The sequence below is a fragment of the Methylomonas sp. BW4-1 genome (assembly GCF_052474385.1).
This window is the reverse complement of the sequence record NZ_CP184125.1, coordinates 4,822,696-4,838,665: the sequence shown is the minus strand read 5'-3', so window position 1 is coordinate 4,838,665 and position 15,970 is coordinate 4,822,696. Positions and strand designations below refer to the sequence as shown.

Genomic DNA, 15,970 nt, shown 5'->3' with positions numbered 1-15,970 from the left:
TTTGTCGCATGTTACCGCTGGCGCGGATAGACTGCGTTCCCACGCAGCGCGTGGGAACGAGTGAAAAGGCGGCCCGGATGCCGCTTGTTCCCTGCGCTCCTCGCTTTTGAACGGGGTCGCCGAAAGGGGCTTCCTGCCCCTTCGGCAACGTGCGGCATCCATGCCGCACCCCTGCGGGCTGATCCGTTCAAAAGCTCCGGTGCTCGGCGCGGCATACGTGAGAAAACCATCCCGAAATTTGAAAATGTTTACTTATAACCAACACAGTTTTGATGTAATAAAATGCAAACGGAGCAGATCGCTAATTTTCTTGCTACTTCCCCATGCGCTTTTTCTTATCTTTGAATTCTTGTATGGGGGCATCAATTGGCGGAAATAATACATGGAATCCATAATGTAAATTCTTTGCCATTTTTAATAGAGTTCCAAGTAGATCATGAGCAGTTTCCTTAGACTCATAAATTGCTTGTTTGAGCTTGACGGTTTTGTCTCCGCTGTCATCTAAATATTTCTGGTCAACCTCCCCACCATTATGCTCATAGATGTGTCGACGATGAAACATTAACTCAACGCTACGGCACTCGGATTCCTTCAAACCAGCACACAATTCAATGTCAAACCAATTTTTAAAGATTGTGCGGCAGTCTTTTAAATTGTGGAAACGTTGTTTAGTCAAACGGTTCACTCTTGGCTCTGTAAGAGGCACTAATACTGCCAATTGTTTAGCATATTGCGCTACAAACGAATCGAAAGATGCTACCGCATCTCTAACACAATCTTCTGGTGGTGCGCCGGCCTTCAACCGCTCCCGAATTGCAGGGACAGTGAACATTTCAAAATCAGCAAGGTCGTTGCGCGTTGCGCAAAGCGAGCAGTAACCAAACCGCCCTAAGATGTCATTAACTTCATCGCATGCAATGCAATTGAACTTGCGTTGCTGACTTTGCTCCGAAACATAAAAACGCGGCTTGTCTACCTCTTGATTTATGGCATCTGCGACTAAGTCCATGTCGATTAATACCTCACCATCTTCGCCTTCGAACGCTTGAGTAAGAACATCACAGTAATGACGCACAAATCCACGCTGGGCGTTTGATAAAAACTGATACCCTTCGGCATTAAATAAGCAATATGGACAGACGTTGGGCCATGGCCCACTTCGCCAATATCCATCACAACTTGGACAGTGATGACCAAACCTACCCTCGCTATCCGACTGGATCATCACCGGATAGCAGCCCGGAAAAGGAGCCGGATTCCATGGTGAGCCGATCCCTCCCAATTGTATCGATCCAACGGGTATGCCCTGTGGCAGAGCATACACCGCAATCATGGACATTGGGTTTGGGCGCGATGATCTGATTCCCACTTGAAATCCCCTACGCCCTTCTGAATCGGTCATTATACTGAAGGTGATCTTGCCGCCAGAATGAGCTATCTCCTTAAAGTCAGTCATTTTTGTCTCTGTAGAATTTGGTAATGCTAAGTCAGCAGGAGTTGAATTATCTGGGCAGCTAACTTGTTCTGATATTCCTAAAATTGGGGGAGGTTATTCTCCCGTATGCCGCGCCGAGCACCGGAGCTTTCGGCGGGAATAGCCCGAAGGGGTGCGGCAGGGATGCCGCACGTTGACGAAGGGGCAGGAAGCCCCTTTCGTCAACCCCCGACGAAAGCTTCGGAGCGCAGTGAACAAGCGGCATCCGGGTGGCCTTTTCTTTGGATACTTTCTTTTGGCCAAGCAAAAGAAAGTATCGCGGTCGTCGGTCCGCGAACCGACATTAAATAAACCGTCGCGCTAGCGACACCTCAACTTCGATACCCCTTAACAGGCTGGTGAAAAACTCGAAAAGCCAAGTAAGCTAAGGCATAGATGAGCGGCCAACTGTTAAAATAGGCTACCTAAATTTGGAGCCTTTCAATGCGCGGACACGATGCCATTCAAAACAGCTGGTTCAGCTATGTTAGCCTGGAAGACCGTATTCCCAAACAGCATCCGTTGCGTCGTTTACGGCTACTGGTTGATGGCGTATTGGCCTCTATGGATGCCGTCTTTGCCGAGCGTTACTCGCACACAGGCCGTCCCTCGATGGCCCCTGAAAAACTGCTGCGCGCCTTGCTGTTACAAGTCCTGTATACGGTCCGTAGCGAGCGTCAGTTGATGGAACAACTGGACTACAACCTGTTGTTTCGCTGGTTTGTCGGTCTGGGCATCGACGACGCCGTGTGGGAACGCACAGTGTTCAGTGCCAACCGCGAACGTCTGTTGTCTGAAGCGCTAAGTCGAGAGTTTTTTGAACGAGTCTTGGCGATTGCCGAATGGCAAAACCTGGTGTCCGACGAACACTTCAGCGTCGACGGTAGCCTCATTGAAGCCTGGGCCTCGCATAAAAGCTTCGTTAAAAAAGACGGCAGCGGCCCGGACAAACCCGCCGGCCGCAATCCCGAGGTCGACTTCAGCGGCGAAAAGCGCAGCAACGCCACCCACCACAGTACGACCGATCCCGAAGCCCGGCTTTACAAGAAAGGCGAATACACCGAGGCCAAACTGCGTTACATCACCCATGCCTTGTCCGAGAATCGCAACGGCCTGATTGTCGATGTCGAAACCACTCAAGCCACCGGCACCGCCGAAATCGAAGCCGCGCAAAAAATGATCAACCGCCGCGTGCCCCAAGGTGGCAGCGTCGGTGCCGACAAAGGCTACGACCAAGCGGCGTTCGTCAACGGACTCGAGTCCCGTGACATCAAAGCCCATGTGGCCCGCAAAAAGACCGGCAGTGCCGTCGATGGCCGGACCGCTCGCGGCAAAGGTTACGCCCAAAGTCTCAAGCGCCGCAAAATCGTCGAAGAAGCCTTTGGCTGGGTCAAAACGGTCGGCGGCCTGCGCAAAACCCGTCACATCGGCTTAGCCAACGTCGCGGGTCAGGCCTTGTTTTGCTTTGCCGCCTACAACCTGACGCGCATGCTCAACCTATTGGTGTTCACGCCGAAACCGGCGTGGAGTGCGCCCGCCTAGGGTGAAGTTCGCCTGAAAACCGTCCACAGACGGCTTCAGGCGAATAAAAAGCCCTTGAAACCGGGGCAAAACGCTTGAAACTCGATGTCATGACCGATTTCAACTCGAAAAAATCACGAACATCGTGGGTAAGGGGAAATATCGGCGGGTTTTTCACCAGCCTGTTAGACAAGCTCAGGGCGAACGGAGTCAAATACCAAACTAATCAACGCCCAATCGCGTAATACTGCAACCCAAACTGCCTAACCAACCTCGGCTCATACATATTCCGTCCGTCGAATATCACCTTGTCTTTCAACAAGCGACTCAAGTCATCGAAATCCGGACTGCGGAACTGTTTCCATTCGGTAACGATGATCAAGGCATCCACATCACTTAAGGTGTCCGCCTGTTTCGGGCAATACACTAATCCGGCTTTGTCTCCATAGATGCGGTGCGCTTCTTCCATGGCTTCCGGGTCGTAGGCTCGCACTGTCGCGCCGGCATCGATCAGGGCTTCCAGCAATACCCGGCTAGGGGCTTCGCGCATGTCGTCGGTGTTGGGTTTAAACGCCAGGCCCCACAACGCAAAGGTTTTGCCTTTCACTCCGTTCGGATAATGCGTGGAAACTTTTTCAAACAGACGGTGCTTTTGCCGGTCATTGACGTTTTCCACCGCACTGAGCAATTCGGCTTGATAGCCGTAATCGCGGGCGGTGCGTTCCAGGGCTTTCACGTCTTTTGGAAAGCAGGAGCCGCCGTAGCCGCAGCCGGGATAGATAAAGCTGTAACCGATGCGGCTGTCGGAACCAATGCCGTGGCGGACGTTTTCGATGTCGGCACCCAGTCTTTCCGCCAGATTGGCCAGCTCGTTCATAAAGCTGATTTTGGTCGCCAGCATGGCGTTGGCAGCGTATTTAGTCAGCTCGGCGGAACGGATGTCCATCGTGATCACCCGCTCCCGGCTGCGGTTGAACGGCGCGTACAGCGCTTTCAGCAATTCGGCAGTTCTGGGGTTGTCGGTGCCGATGATGATACGGTCCGGCTTCATGAAATCGTCCAACGCCGAGCCTTCTTTCAAAAACTCGGGATTGGAGACGACGTCAAACTCCAATTCCTGACTGCGCTCGGCCAATACATCCTTGATGGCCTGTTTGACCTTGTCGGCAGTGCCGACCGGCACGGTAGATTTATCGACGACGATTTTGTAATCGCTCATGTGTTCGGCGATGCTTTTCGCCACCGCCAACACGTATTTCAAATCGGCTGAGCCGTCTTCGTCCGGCGGCGTACCCACCGCGATGAATTGAAACAAACCAAAGTCCACGGCTTCTTTCACGTCGGTGGTAAAGCTCAAGCGACCGGCAGCGACATTGTCCTTGACCATTTCGTCCAAACCCGGCTCGTAAATCGGAATGACCCCTTGTTTGAGTTGGTCTATTTTGCGCTGATCGACATCCATGCACAGCACTTGATTACCCACTTCTGCCAAACAGGCGCCCGTCACCAAACCTACATATCCACTGCCAAACACCGTAATTTTCATCGTTACACCTTGTAAACTAATTGGAAGATCGTTTCTGTTTTAATCGATACAACGCGGAAATATCCTCGTCGCCATAACCTTTAGCCATCAGCTTGGCATAATCGGCCAGCGTGGTGACGGTTAACGGACAACCGACGCCGGCATGTTGCGCCATATGTTGCGCAATTTTTAAGTCTTTGTGATGAAGCGCCAGTTTAAATCCTGGCGGAAATTGGTGTTGCGTCATGCTCTTGCCGCGATGCTCCAGAAACCAGTTACCCGCCGCACCGCCGCTGACGACCTCAATGACTTTGTCCATCGGCAAACCTTGCGCTTCCGCAAACGCCAAAGCTTCGGTCACCGCTTGGTTAATCCCCGCACACATAATCTGGTTCACTGCCTTGCAGGCTTGCCCGGCACCGACATCGCCCAGGTGTTCGATACGTGCGGTCATGGCCGCCAAAACCGGCCGAACCTGCTCCAAGGTTTGCGCGCTGCCGCCGACCATCATGGCCAACGTGCCTTTGTTGGCGCCTTCCACGCCGCCGGATACCGGTGCATCGAGGAAAGCCGCATGCTTTTCCGCAAGTTTTTGCGCCGCGACGGTAGCCGTTTCACTGCTGACCGTGGACATATCCACCACCACACTACCAGGGCGAACGGTTTTAGCGACTGCATCCACCACCATCAATACGTCTTTATCCGCCGACACACAAATCAACACGACATCGACTTGACCGGCCAGTTGTTCGATAGTCTCGCAAGCCTGGATTTGCAATTCCGCCGCCAATGCCTCGGCTTTACTAAAGGTCCGATTGTAAACCGCGGTTAAGTGGCAGGCCTTGGCAAGATTACGCGCCATGCCTAGGCCCATTGCCCCCAATCCGATCAAGCCTACCCGCATGTTATATCCCCCGAAATATGGTCTGGACCATTATAGCGTCTTAGTTGGGTACTAACAGACCGTGCGGGCGATTATAACGCTCCGTGTTTTTGTAATAACGCGACAACATTTTCCGCCAAAAGCCGATACCCCCTATCATTAGGATGGACCGTATCCGACTTAAGCTCGTTATTTGCCAGAATCTTAGGCAAACTATCCAGATCGCTCGGCACGCCTTCAGATGCAGCCAGCTCTTCATAAATTTTCGCGCTATGTAAAAACACGATCCCAAACGCCGGCACACCGAAGATCACTACCGGGATATTGCGTTGCCTGGCTTCGGCTATCATGGCTTTCAGATTATCGCGGGTTTGCTCCGCCGCGATTTGTTGCAAAATATCGTTGCCGCCGTGTATCAAAATTAATAGATCGGGCCTGTATTCATCCAGCAATGCCGGTAAGCGCTGCCGAGCCTGCACTGCTGATTTCTCCAGGAACACCTTCATTAATGACCTCGCGGCCGGTCAGTTGCGTGAGTATGCTGGGGTAATCATGCTGGGCCGAAGCACCGGTTCCATAAGTCAAGCTATCGCCAAAGGCCAGAATGACGGCGTTATCCGGCAGCTTGCTTAAGGCTGGCTTTGATTTATTACAAGCCATACCACCGAATAACAATGCCACAACCATCAGAACAATTTTCATGCACGCCCTCGATCCTTTAAGCGCCTGGGGCGCAGTACCCTTATCTATCCTTCTATCGCCTTAGCTATTTTTCCAGGTAGGTATAAGCATTCAGCCCGGCTAACAGTTCCTGCTCGAAAGCCTGCTTTTGCGCAGCCGTTAATCCGCTGACGCCCAACTTTTGCCGGTAGGCGGTTTTTAACGCTTCGGTATTGATATGCACATAATCCAGCAGTTCGCTGACATCCTCGCCTTCCATGAAGTCACCGAAACGATAGCTGTCTCCCTCCAGTTCGATATTGATCGAATGCGTGTCGCCGAATAGATTGTGCATATCACCCAAAATTTCCTGATACGCGCCGACCATGAAAAAGCCGATCAGATAGTCCTGATCTTCGGCAATGCTATGCAGCGGCATGGTGTTGGCGATGTTCTGATGATCGACGTATTGATCGATACGGCCATCCGAATCGCAGGTTAAGTCTTGCAGGACCGCACGCCGGTTGGGTTGCTGCTGCAGATTATGAATAGGCATGATCGGAAAAATCTGGTCTATACCCCAAATGTCCGGCATCGATTGAAACAAGGAGAAATTGCAGAACACCTTGTCCGCCAGTTTTTCATCCAGCTCCTGCAAAATTTCGCGGTGATGGTGGTTATCCAGATTCAGCTCGCGCTGAATTTGCTGACACAAACTGACATAGTGCTTTTCGGCTTCGGCCAGTTCGGTCAGCGACAAATCGCCTTGCACGAACTGGGCACGGGCTTCGGCCATGTTGAATTGGGCATTGTGATAAGCCTCGGCGATATTTTGCCCGCTGATGGTCACCGCCGTCGCCGCACCTTGCAGGCTTTCCACTTCGGTGACGTTGGTAATCAAAACAGCATGGTGGGCGGTGATGGCCCGGCCGGATTCGGTGATGATATTGGGCTGCGGCAAATCGTGTTGCTGCGCCATTTCCGCAAAGGCGCGGACGATGTTTTCCGCGTACTCGTTGACGCTGTAGTTGATCGAACATTCCCGCCGCGAACCGCTGCCGTCGTAATCCACGCCCAAGCCGCCACCGGCATCGACCGTGGTAATGTTGGCACCCAATTGATGCAATTGCAGGTAAAACTGGCCGGCTTCTTTCAAGGCCAGTTTGATGTCGTGGATATTGGCAATCTGCGAACCCATATGAAAGTGCATCAACTGCAAGCAGTGCAGCATAGCCACTTGTTGCAAGCGGGCGATCAGTTGCAACACTTCACTGGCGTGCAAACCAAACTTGGATTTCTCGCCGCCGCTGTTCTGCCATTTGCCGGCGCTGATGGTCGATAGCCGCACCCGCAGCCCAATCAATGGCGTCACCTTTAACTTGGCGGCTTCTTCGATAATCATCTCCAGCTCGGAGGGCTTTTCGATGACGATGAATACCGACAAGCCCATTAACTGGCCCATCAAAGCCATGCGGATATAAGCCCGGTCCTTGTAACCGTTGCAGACGATGATGCCACCAGGTTTGGCCAATCCCAAAATCGCCAACAATTCCGGTTTGCTGCCGGCTTCCAGGCCGATATGCTCGGCGGCAACAATGCTTTCCACCACATTGCCTTGCTGATTAACCTTAATCGGATAGACCGGCGTGTAATGGCCGCTGTAATGGTTCGCGGTTCTGGCTTGGTCGAAGGCCTGCTGCAGCTGGCGGATGCGGTCGCACAAAATATCGGTAAATCGCACCAGCACCGGGAAGTTCAAGCCCTTGCCCCGCAAGGCCTGGGCAATGTCGAACAGATCGATTTCGGTCGCGCAATCGGCTTGCGGCTTCACGCAGACATGGCCTTGGTCGTTAATTGAAAAATAACCGTTACCCCATTGCTGGATAGCGTAAAGCTGCTTGGATTGTTCAATCGACCAGGGTTGTGTCGGCACGCGCGGTATCCTAACTGTCATAAAGAGGTAGAAATTCTAAAGTATAATGATGAACGTTATATGACTTTTTACAGGACTTTCCCATGCTCGACGATCAATGGTTTAGCGAAGCCCAAGAGCCTTCCGGTTCGGCCTTCTCGTTAAAAATCAAACGCAAACTGCACGAGGAGCAATCCGAATTTCAGTTTCTGGAAATCTACGAAACCGAACAGTTCGGCAATCTGATGGTGATCGACGGCTGCACCATGGTCTCGACTCGGGATAATTTCTTTTATCACGAAATGATCAGCCATCCGGTATTGTTCACCCATCCCAACCCGAAAAACGTGTTGATCATCGGTGGCGGCGACTGCGGTACTTTGCGTGAGGTATTGAAACACCCAGGCGTCGAAAAGGCCGTGCAAATCGACATCGACGAGCGCGTCACCCGCTTGGCGGAAATCTATTTTCCGGAGTTGTGCGAATCCAACAACGATCCGCGCGCCGACCTGAAATTCATCGACGGCATCAAATGGGTGAAAGACGCTGCGCCGAATAGCGTGGACATCATCATCGTCGACAGCACCGACCCGGTTGGCCCCGCCGAAGGCTTGTTCTGCGCCGATTTTTACAAAGACTGCTATAAAGCCTTGAGCGAACACGGCATCGTGGTACAGCAAAGCGAATCCGCGTTGTTGCATATGAAAATCTTGAAAGAAATGCGCGATGAAATGAAAGCAGGCGGATTTGCAAACTTCCAAACCGTATTCTTCCCGCAATGCATTTATCCATCCGGCTGGTGGAGCGCGACGATGGCCAGCAAAGCCGACTTGTCGAAGTTCCGCGAGCAGGACGCCGCCAACAAAGGCTTCGAGACCGTTTATTACAACAGCGACATCCACAAAGCCAGCCTGGCAATGCCGGAGTTTTTCAAAAAAGCCTTCGCTTAACCATTGCTCGAGCCGAAGCCACGCGCTTCGGCTCTGCTGAGCAGTTCTTACCGCGCCACGCTGAACATGGCCTCAAATCGTTTGGCCACGTGCTCACATCCCTTGCTAGCTATCCGGCTATCTGCGACACTGAGGCCTTGTAGGAGGTTTCTTACAGCGCGCCTGACTGGCAAGATAGTCTCGCGATTGCCCGAGTAACCCCCAAAAGCATATTTCATTACCCAAGCCAGGAGATGATTAGGACTCGCCCGATGACCACGCCTCCCGACAAAACTCAGTTAATCTTGTCCAACACCTTAATAGGCAAATTATCCGAAAACAGTCGTGACACTTCGGAGCTTGAGCCGTATTTGGTGGTGTTATCCGGTAGCGATCAAGGCAAGCAATACAAATTGCACCATCATCAGCATGTGTTGGGCCGCGAACCGGCCGTGGACATTCTGATTCCCGACCCTAAGGTCTCCCGGCGCCACGGCAGACTTTGGGTACAAAACCAGCATATCCTGCTGGAAGACTTAAACTCCACCAACGGCACCTACGTCAATGGCAAACGGGTCGCAAAACATAAACTCGAATTACTCGACCGAATCCTGTTGGGCGACACTTACTTAAAAATCGATTACAAACGCGCCAACGAAGCCAAATCCGAACAGGCGCTATACGCGGCGGCGAATCTGGATGCGATGACCAACATTCTGAACCGCAACGCCTTCATGCTGCGCGCGCAACAGGAATTGTCTTTTTGTAAACGCAACGAAACCCGATTAACGGTGATGATGTGCGACGCCGACCATTTCAAGCGCACCAACGACAATTTCGGCCATCTCGCCGGCGATCAGGTCCTTAAAGAACTGGCGAAAATCCTCAATGCGGAAATGCGCCAGGAGGATTTCCTGGCCCGCTACGGCGGCGAAGAATTCATCATGTTGTTGCGGGATATTTCCAGCGATGCTGCAACCACCTTGGCGGAGCGCATCAGACTGACGGTGATGCGGCATGCGTTTCAACACCAAAATCAGCCCATACCGACCACCCTGTCGATTGGCGTCTGCTCGTGCCGGATAATGGCCGACACCTCCCTGGAAGCCATTATTCAAGCAGCCGACGACGCCCTTTACCGCGCCAAGAAAAACGGCCGAAATCGCGTAGAAATCGACGCCCGATAACTTTAGTTTGCCAGCCGGCCAATACAAACACCTGGCTTCATGAGGTATTTGCATTTATCCGCGCCGTGCGTTACTGTCCAACTTCCAGTGTTTTCGGCGTTCTGCTGCTATGCTTAGGCATGCTACGTAGAATTAAATTTGTAACACCACGGGAGTATCTAACATGAATAAAAATAAATTCCTCACCACCTGTTTGCTGTCAGGTGCATTATTGGCCAGCCAAATGGCAAATGCGGACGAAAACCATCCGGGTTATCTGGCAGGTTTCACTTCCAGAGTTAGCCAAGGCTTTGCTAACACCACCTTCAGTTTTATTGAAATCCCTAAAAACGTGGTCAACATCACTCACGACCAAAACATTCTGCTGGGTTCAAGTTGGGGTCTGCTGCGTGGCGTAGCTCACACCGTCAGCCGCACCGTAATAGGCGTAGCGGAGCTGATTGCCTCGCCGATTCCCACCGATGAATTTATCTCTCCGCCCTACGTCTGGGATCGTTTTAGCGAAGATACCCGTTACTTCGGTCTGCATTACCCCGGCTACTGGACTCATTTCGGCCCGCTGGATCACGGCTATACCGACACGCTGGATCATGGCAAGTAACGCGGACGATACCGCTCGATATTGAGGATAAGATCATGACAAAAAAATACGTATACATCCCGCTTGCCGTTATGGCTCTGTCGCTGGCCGCCTGTTCCACGCCGAAAAAGGATGTGGCCGGGCTCAGCGCTGAGATTGATGCTGCATCCAAAGGTCATTACGGCCAAGCTTTGCTCCATGCTTCAGCAGCTGAACAGGACTTGAAAACCGCCAATCATGTGTTGAAACATTGGCAAAACGATTATTACTGGAACATCGACGAGAGTCTGAAAGCGCAAGAGGCCGCAAAATCGGCCGCGGCACACGTTTTGGCTTCGGAAAAAGAGTATTGCCAATGGCTGACCGAAGCCCATTCGCAAAACCACCATCACGTGGAAACCATTCACGAAACCGTGGCCTACTTTAAAACCGGCAGCCATGTGCCGTTTAAAACCAAGGAAGACACCATCAGCCATATCGGTCACTTTTTACACGACCACCCGGATGCAACAGCGACTGTCACTGCTTCCACCGACACAGTGGGTAAACCTGCGGCTAACCAAGCCTTATCGGAAAGAAGGGCTAAATCCGTTACCGAACTGCTGATTAAAAACGGTGCCAGAGCCTCGCAACTGGTCTCCAAAGCTATCGGCGAAGCGGGTGGCCCCGATAACACGGCGGATCAGAATCACCGGGTTGCCGTGGTTATTTCCGCACATCCCGACTATCTCGACTGCCCTAAATTTAAGTAAGCCCAACCCACCCTGCTCGCGCCAGCGGCAGGGTAATTGGCGGCAGAGATTCAATAACACGGTTATCGAATCTCTGCCCCATCTTAAATCTCGTCTGCCTGCTGTTTCTGCCGATCCGCGCTTTCAAAAATTTGTTTTTCCGCATCCCTGGCCTGATCCATGGGTTGCTTGATTGCATCAGCCAGCGGTTGCTGCACCACTGGCGGATTCGCCTTGTCTGGCGGCGAAGAATCGCAAGCCGGCAAACCGCCAGCTATTAGTAAAAAGATCAAAGCGTTTTTCATGGCTTTACCGAATCGGCGACGTCAAAGGTTAAGGGCAAAAACTCAATCATTGCGGTGCTCGCGAGGACGGCGCAAAACCTGCTTTATCGCCTGCTCCACCGCCAGATCGACAGCACCGGCCATCTCCTGATATTGCTGCTCGCTGACATTAATACCCTTATCGATGGTGTTCCGCACATAACACGGCGGTAATTGGTTCAGCGCCAGACAAGCCACGTCTTCCTGAAACGCTTGACTGAAAGGCTCGTCAGCCTGCTCAGCAAGCTTCCAAAGCCGGTCTATCACCAATCGCTCGTAATAATTACTAATATTCAGCATAAAGGCCTCTTAAAAAACATTGGCTACCAATGCTGATAAGCATAGCCCAGAATCCGACTTGGCCGAATCCATTCGCCAGGCTGACAGAGGCCCTGATTACTCTCATTTTTTACGGCGGGCATAGCTCATTCCGCCCGCAACGCTTCCAGCGGGTTCAATCTAGCGGCCTTGATGGCCGGCACCACACCGGCCGCAATGCCGATAAATAGGGAAATTGCAAAAGCGGCAACGATGTAATTCCAGGCCAATTGCACCGGTAATGCCGGCACGAAAGCAGCGGCGAGCTTTACCAGTGCCACGCCTAATAAAACACCACCGGAACCGCCGACCAGACTCAACAACATCGCTTCGCCGAGAAACAGCTTAAACACCATGCCACGCTCGGCACCAATAGCCCGCAACAAACCAATCTCCGATACTCGTTCCGACACGGCGATGGTCATGATGGTGAGAATACCGACCGAGCCCACCAGTAACGAGATACTACCCAGCGCCGCCACCGCCAAGGTCAATACACTCAATACCGAATCCATTTTTTCCAGCATCTGGTTTTGGGTAACTATCGTAAAATCCTCGGCACCGTGCCGCGCTATCAAGCGGCGTTTGATGGCTTGCTCCACCGTTTCCGCGCTGGTCTCACTGCTGTATAGCAAATCGATTTCCATCAAACTCTGCCGGTCAAACATCTCCATGGCCTTGCCGCTGGCAACGAACACCGTATCGTCCAGATCAAAACCCAACATTTGTCCTTTGGCCTGCATCACGCCGATTACCCGAAACCGGTCGCTACCGATGCGAATCCGTTGCCCCAGAGGGTTGGTATTGCCGAATAATTCCGTGCGCATCTTACTGCCCAACACCGCGAACGCTCGCGGATTATCCAAACCATCGTCGGGTAAAAAGCGGCCGCTATCGACTTTTAATTGCCATACTTGCGGCAAGGCGGCGCCGACGCCAAACACATTGGCCCGGCGCTGTTTGTTGCCGGCCTCAATCCGGGCATTGCCCTGTACCATGGGCATGGCGGCCAACACGTGATCGAGATTTTCCAGACTGACCGCATCGGCCGTGGACAAAGGCCGCACCGTGCTGATGGTCGCACCGGACATGCCAAACGTGGTGGTTTTTCCGGGATAAACCGCGATCAGATGCGTGCCGAACTGGGTAAATTCCGCTAACACGAAACTATGAATGCCCCGGCCTATGGAGGTCAAAATCACCACAGCGGCGATGCCGATGATCAGGCCCAAGGCGGTCAACAACGAGCGCTGCCTATGGCTGCTAATGCTGCGTAACGCCAGCTTGGCTAAATCCAGCCAGATCATCTTAGCGCCTCGCCAAAGCGGCGACCGGGTCGAGTCGCGCAGCCTTGCGAGCCGGCAACACCCCAAAAACTAGCCCCGTCACTAAAGCGACGGCCAAGGCCGACACTCTGGCCCAAATCGGTAGAGCAACCGGAAAATTCGGATACAACCACTGCAAGATCAAAATACCGAACTGACCGAGTACGCTGCCGACCAGCGCGCCGGCCAGCGACAACAAGGCCGCTTCGCATAAAAACCAGCGTTGTAACTGGCCTTGCGTAGCACCCAAGGCTTTCAGCAAACCAATTTCGGCAGTACGTTGGCTGACGCTGACCAACATTACATTCATCACCAACACTCCGGCCACCGCCAGACTGACGGCGGCAATACCGGCCACGGTAAAAGTCAACGCGGTGAGGATTTTATCGAAGGTATTCACCACGCTGTCCTGGGTAATCACCGTCACATCGTCCTCGCCTTCGTGGCGTAACTTGATGATATTGCGGACCTCGTCGACGGCCTTATACATGGCCGCTTCAGAGTGGGCTTCAATTAAAATCCGAAACAAGGAATGGCTGTCGAACAAGGCTTGCGCGGAAGCCACCGGTACGATGACTAGTTCATCAAAGCCGGTGCCTATCGATTGACCTTCCTTGGCTAACACGCCAATCACTCGAAACCGCCGATCGTTGATGCGCAGCCATTGCCCTACCGCTTGTTGATGGGCAAACAGTTCCTCGCTGATTTTTTTGCCGATCACGCACACCGAGATTTCCTTATCCGCGTCGGCCTCCGGCAGAAACTGGCCTTGGGCCATGGTGAGATGCCGCACGCGCAGCAAGGCATGCGTGGAGCCCATGATATTGGTTTCCCGCTCCAGACCGCCAACCGATACCGGCGCGGAGCCGATACTGACCGGGGCAATCGCCGCGACTTGTTTGCTGCGGAATAAGGCAGCAGCATCATCCAAGGTCAAATCGCGCGGCGTTTCGCCGAATAGGGGTGGGTGGCCGCCAGTGGTTTCGGTGCGGCCGGGCAAGACGATAACCAGATGGGTACCCAACGATTCGAATTCGTGGACCACATAATTGCGGGCGCTGTCGCCCAATGCAGTCAACACGTTCACGGCAGCCACGCCTATGCTCATCGCCAGAATAATCAGTGCAGCGCGCAGGGGTTGAGTCTGGATGGCTTTGCCGGCCTGAAGAAGTAAGTCTTTACTAAGCATGGCGATTGGGTAATAAGCTCAGCCGGCAGTTTAGCCGGAACCGCCAACAAATACCCAGCTAAAACGCACGCACTCCATACACCTCGGGGTTAGAGCCTTGAACTTTGGTTTTCCAGAGGCTGAGCAGAGCCACTATAGAACCGGGACCGATCAATTTTCGAAGTAATTGATTATCAGCTTGCCACCGGACATCACCAAATCAGGGTATTCCAACAACTTAAGCTTTTGCGTCGGATCACCTTTTACCGCGATCAGATCGGCCGGCGCGCCGGGTAATAAGGAGCCAAGCAAGGGCATATTCAGGTATTGACCGGCTTTGGAAGTTGCGGTCCGCATCACATCCAACGGCGTCATGCCGGCCAGATGTTGTAAGTACAGTAATTCCTGGCCGTCTATGCCCCAGGGAATGTCGGGATGAGCGATTTCCGCGCCATACAAAAACTCCGCACCCAACTCGGCCAAGCGCCTGACATTGCTGCTCAGGCCCGGACATTTCGACAAAGTATCGATGGTGCCGACGATTCTGACCTGTTGCGCCGCGGCTCGCTGCAATTGCGCGTCCGGCAATCTGTCGCAGGGCGCGTGAGCCCATTCATCGACACCGGCATCCAAGGCCAATTGTGCACCTTTGGGCTCGGCAAGATGAGCCGCCACCCGACGACCAAGTAGATGGGCTTCATCGACAATGGCCGCCAACACCGCCGGCGCTAGCATCGGCCAACTACGGGGCTTATCGTGGGTTTTGCTGTGAGGAGCGTGGGAATGTGCATGCGTGTGTCCGCCAGACCAAGGCGCGCCCGCTTCGCCGCCGGGCTCCAGCGCCACTTTAATCACTACCGCGCCGCCTGCCACCAGTTTACGCACCGCTTGCCGCGCCTGCTGCTCATCGGCTACCGGCATGGCAATGTCAGTTTCGCCCAAGTTAGGGATCGGATAGCCTGCCGGCGCGGTGATAATCGGCCCGGACGTCATCAGTCTTAAGCTGCCGTCGCCGCCGTAAGGCTGATGCAGCGGCCCGCCGACATCGCGCACCGTGGTGATGCCATGGCGCAGCACGGTATCAGCCGGTACGTGTTGGTAGCTAAGATGCGCGTGCAATTCGATAAAGCCCGGCAATAAGGTGGCATCGCCTAGCTCAAGCCGAGGCGCATCGCTATCGTTAAATGCCTCCCGGCTGTCTATCCTGGCGACCTTGCCGTCGCTGATCAGCACCGCTGTATCGCTTCTGAGCGTATAGCCATCGAAAACCCGCGCTGCCGCGATGAGCAAATGTTGGTCTTGGGCGCAGGCGACGCTGCCCGGCAACGTCAACAGCAAAACCAAGAGTAATCGGTAGCAGTGCTTTAAACTAGATTGAGATTTCATGGCTATTTCAAAAAAGCAGCGCCGGCGAAAACCGGCGCTGTCGAGTGG

The 15,970-nt window shown here is 53.2% G+C and carries 16 protein-coding genes; 5 read left to right on the top strand and 11 right to left on the bottom strand.

The genetic code is table 11. From position 1 onward, the window contains the following. Window positions 1-313: 313 nt before the first annotated feature. Window positions 314-1,456 carry a hypothetical protein gene (locus ACH5Y9_RS22410; RefSeq protein ID WP_445367652.1) on the bottom strand — a complete coding sequence of 381 codons (1,143 nt, stop codon included), beginning with the start codon at window positions 1,454-1,456 and terminating at the stop codon, window positions 314-316. Between the two features lie 462 nt (window positions 1,457-1,918). On the opposite strand from ACH5Y9_RS22410, the gene ACH5Y9_RS22405 reads away from it, so the two are divergent. Next, window positions 1,919-3,016, top strand: coding sequence for an IS5 family transposase (locus tag ACH5Y9_RS22405; RefSeq protein WP_445367651.1), 1,098 nt, complete (start codon window positions 1,919-1,921; stop codon window positions 3,014-3,016). Window positions 3,017-3,221: 205 nt separating this feature from the next. Here ACH5Y9_RS22405 and ACH5Y9_RS22400 read toward each other — a convergent pair whose 3' ends face one another. The 5 genes from ACH5Y9_RS22400 to speA form a co-directional block, all read right to left on the bottom strand. After that, window positions 3,222-4,541, bottom strand: a complete 1,320-nt coding sequence (locus tag ACH5Y9_RS22400; RefSeq protein WP_445367650.1) for a UDP-glucose dehydrogenase family protein — start codon at window positions 4,539-4,541, stop codon at window positions 3,222-3,224. A 16-nt stretch (window positions 4,542-4,557) separates the two neighbouring features. Further along, on the bottom strand, window positions 4,558-5,424 hold the full coding sequence (locus tag ACH5Y9_RS22395) for an NAD(P)-dependent oxidoreductase (protein WP_445367649.1): 867 nt from the start codon (window positions 5,422-5,424) through the stop codon (window positions 4,558-4,560). A 71-nt stretch (window positions 5,425-5,495) separates the two neighbouring features. Beyond that, complete coding sequence (locus ACH5Y9_RS22390) at window positions 5,496-5,909, bottom strand: GDSL-type esterase/lipase family protein (RefSeq protein ID WP_445367648.1); 414 nt, start codon at window positions 5,907-5,909, stop codon at window positions 5,496-5,498. Further along, the gene (locus tag ACH5Y9_RS22385) at window positions 5,845-6,105 is read right to left on the bottom strand and encodes a hypothetical protein (protein ID WP_445367647.1); all 261 of its coding nucleotides are present in this window, start codon (window positions 6,103-6,105) and stop codon (window positions 5,845-5,847) included. Before ACH5Y9_RS22385 ends, ACH5Y9_RS22390 begins: the two co-directional genes overlap by 65 nt. A 64-nt stretch (window positions 6,106-6,169) precedes the next feature. Next, complete coding sequence (speA, locus tag ACH5Y9_RS22380) at window positions 6,170-7,996, bottom strand: biosynthetic arginine decarboxylase (RefSeq protein ID WP_445367646.1); 1,827 nt, start codon at window positions 7,994-7,996, stop codon at window positions 6,170-6,172. An 83-nt stretch (window positions 7,997-8,079) separates the two neighbouring features. On the opposite strand from speA, the gene speE reads away from it, so the two are divergent. The 4 genes from speE (at window position 8,080) to ACH5Y9_RS22360 (ending at window position 11,423) form a co-directional block, all read left to right on the top strand. Beyond that, window positions 8,080-8,925 carry a polyamine aminopropyltransferase gene (gene speE, locus ACH5Y9_RS22375; RefSeq protein WP_445367645.1) on the top strand — a complete coding sequence of 282 codons (846 nt, stop codon included), beginning with the start codon at window positions 8,080-8,082 and terminating at the stop codon, window positions 8,923-8,925. A 251-nt stretch (window positions 8,926-9,176) separates the two neighbouring features. Next, complete coding sequence (locus tag ACH5Y9_RS22370) at window positions 9,177-10,091, top strand: diguanylate cyclase domain-containing protein (RefSeq protein ID WP_445367644.1); 915 nt, start codon at window positions 9,177-9,179, stop codon at window positions 10,089-10,091. A 163-nt stretch (window positions 10,092-10,254) separates the two neighbouring features. Beyond that, complete coding sequence (locus ACH5Y9_RS22365) at window positions 10,255-10,692, top strand: exosortase system-associated protein, TIGR04073 family (RefSeq protein ID WP_033156807.1); 438 nt, start codon at window positions 10,255-10,257, stop codon at window positions 10,690-10,692. A 35-nt stretch (window positions 10,693-10,727) separates the two neighbouring features. Then, window positions 10,728-11,423, top strand: coding sequence for an OmpA family protein (locus ACH5Y9_RS22360; RefSeq protein WP_033156808.1), 696 nt, complete (start codon window positions 10,728-10,730; stop codon window positions 11,421-11,423). Window positions 11,424-11,506: 83 nt separating this feature from the next. Here the strand turns inward: ACH5Y9_RS22360 and ACH5Y9_RS22355 are convergent, their stop codons facing one another. From ACH5Y9_RS22355 to ACH5Y9_RS22335, 5 genes are all read right to left on the bottom strand, one after another. After that, window positions 11,507-11,707, bottom strand: a complete 201-nt coding sequence (locus ACH5Y9_RS22355) for a hypothetical protein (protein WP_101052677.1) — start codon at window positions 11,705-11,707, stop codon at window positions 11,507-11,509. A gap of 42 nt (window positions 11,708-11,749) precedes the next feature. Next, a complete protein-coding gene (locus tag ACH5Y9_RS22350; protein WP_101052679.1) occupies window positions 11,750-12,025 on the bottom strand; it encodes a late competence development ComFB family protein in 276 nt (91 codons plus the stop codon). Window positions 12,026-12,150: 125 nt separating this feature from the next. Next, the gene (locus tag ACH5Y9_RS22345) at window positions 12,151-13,350 is read right to left on the bottom strand and encodes an ABC transporter permease (RefSeq protein ID WP_445367643.1); all 1,200 of its coding nucleotides are present in this window, start codon (window positions 13,348-13,350) and stop codon (window positions 12,151-12,153) included. 1 nt (window position 13,351) lies between these two features. Beyond that, window positions 13,352-14,557 (bottom strand): ABC transporter permease, encoded by a 1,206-nt coding sequence (locus ACH5Y9_RS22340; RefSeq protein WP_445367642.1) that lies wholly within the window; start codon window positions 14,555-14,557, stop codon window positions 13,352-13,354. A gap of 150 nt (window positions 14,558-14,707) precedes the next feature. Next, window positions 14,708-15,922 carry an amidohydrolase family protein gene (locus tag ACH5Y9_RS22335; protein WP_445367641.1) on the bottom strand — a complete coding sequence of 405 codons (1,215 nt, stop codon included), beginning with the start codon at window positions 15,920-15,922 and terminating at the stop codon, window positions 14,708-14,710. Window positions 15,923-15,970 lie beyond the last annotated feature (48 nt).

Bases quoted from the DNA above. Each gene is read 5' to 3' on its own strand.
- ACH5Y9_RS22385 (WP_445367647.1), bottom strand. From the start codon at position 6,105: ATGAAAATTGTTCTGATGGTTGTGGCATTGTTATTCGGTGGTATGGCT.
- ACH5Y9_RS22410 (WP_445367652.1), bottom strand. From the start codon at position 1,456: ATGACTGACTTTAAGGAGATAGCTCATTCTGGCGGCAAGATCACCTTC.
- ACH5Y9_RS22335 (WP_445367641.1), bottom strand. From the start codon at position 15,922: ATGAAATCTCAATCTAGTTTAAAGCACTGCTACCGATTACTCTTGGTT.
- ACH5Y9_RS22340 (WP_445367642.1), bottom strand. From the start codon at position 14,557: ATGCTTAGTAAAGACTTACTTCTTCAGGCCGGCAAAGCCATCCAGACT.
- ACH5Y9_RS22365 (WP_033156807.1), top strand. From the start codon at position 10,255: ATGAATAAAAATAAATTCCTCACCACCTGTTTGCTGTCAGGTGCATTA.
- ACH5Y9_RS22345 (WP_445367643.1), bottom strand. From the start codon at position 13,350: ATGATCTGGCTGGATTTAGCCAAGCTGGCGTTACGCAGCATTAGCAGC.
- ACH5Y9_RS22360 (WP_033156808.1), top strand. From the start codon at position 10,728: ATGACAAAAAAATACGTATACATCCCGCTTGCCGTTATGGCTCTGTCG.
- ACH5Y9_RS22400 (WP_445367650.1), bottom strand. From the start codon at position 4,541: ATGAAAATTACGGTGTTTGGCAGTGGATATGTAGGTTTGGTGACGGGC.
- ACH5Y9_RS22350 (WP_101052679.1), bottom strand. From the start codon at position 12,025: ATGCTGAATATTAGTAATTATTACGAGCGATTGGTGATAGACCGGCTT.
- ACH5Y9_RS22355 (WP_101052677.1), bottom strand. From the start codon at position 11,707: ATGAAAAACGCTTTGATCTTTTTACTAATAGCTGGCGGTTTGCCGGCT.
- ACH5Y9_RS22405 (WP_445367651.1), top strand. From the start codon at position 1,919: ATGCGCGGACACGATGCCATTCAAAACAGCTGGTTCAGCTATGTTAGC.
- ACH5Y9_RS22390 (WP_445367648.1), bottom strand. From the start codon at position 5,909: ATGAAGGTGTTCCTGGAGAAATCAGCAGTGCAGGCTCGGCAGCGCTTA.
- speE (WP_445367645.1), top strand. From the start codon at position 8,080: ATGCTCGACGATCAATGGTTTAGCGAAGCCCAAGAGCCTTCCGGTTCG.
- ACH5Y9_RS22370 (WP_445367644.1), top strand. From the start codon at position 9,177: ATGACCACGCCTCCCGACAAAACTCAGTTAATCTTGTCCAACACCTTA.
- ACH5Y9_RS22395 (WP_445367649.1), bottom strand. From the start codon at position 5,424: ATGCGGGTAGGCTTGATCGGATTGGGGGCAATGGGCCTAGGCATGGCG.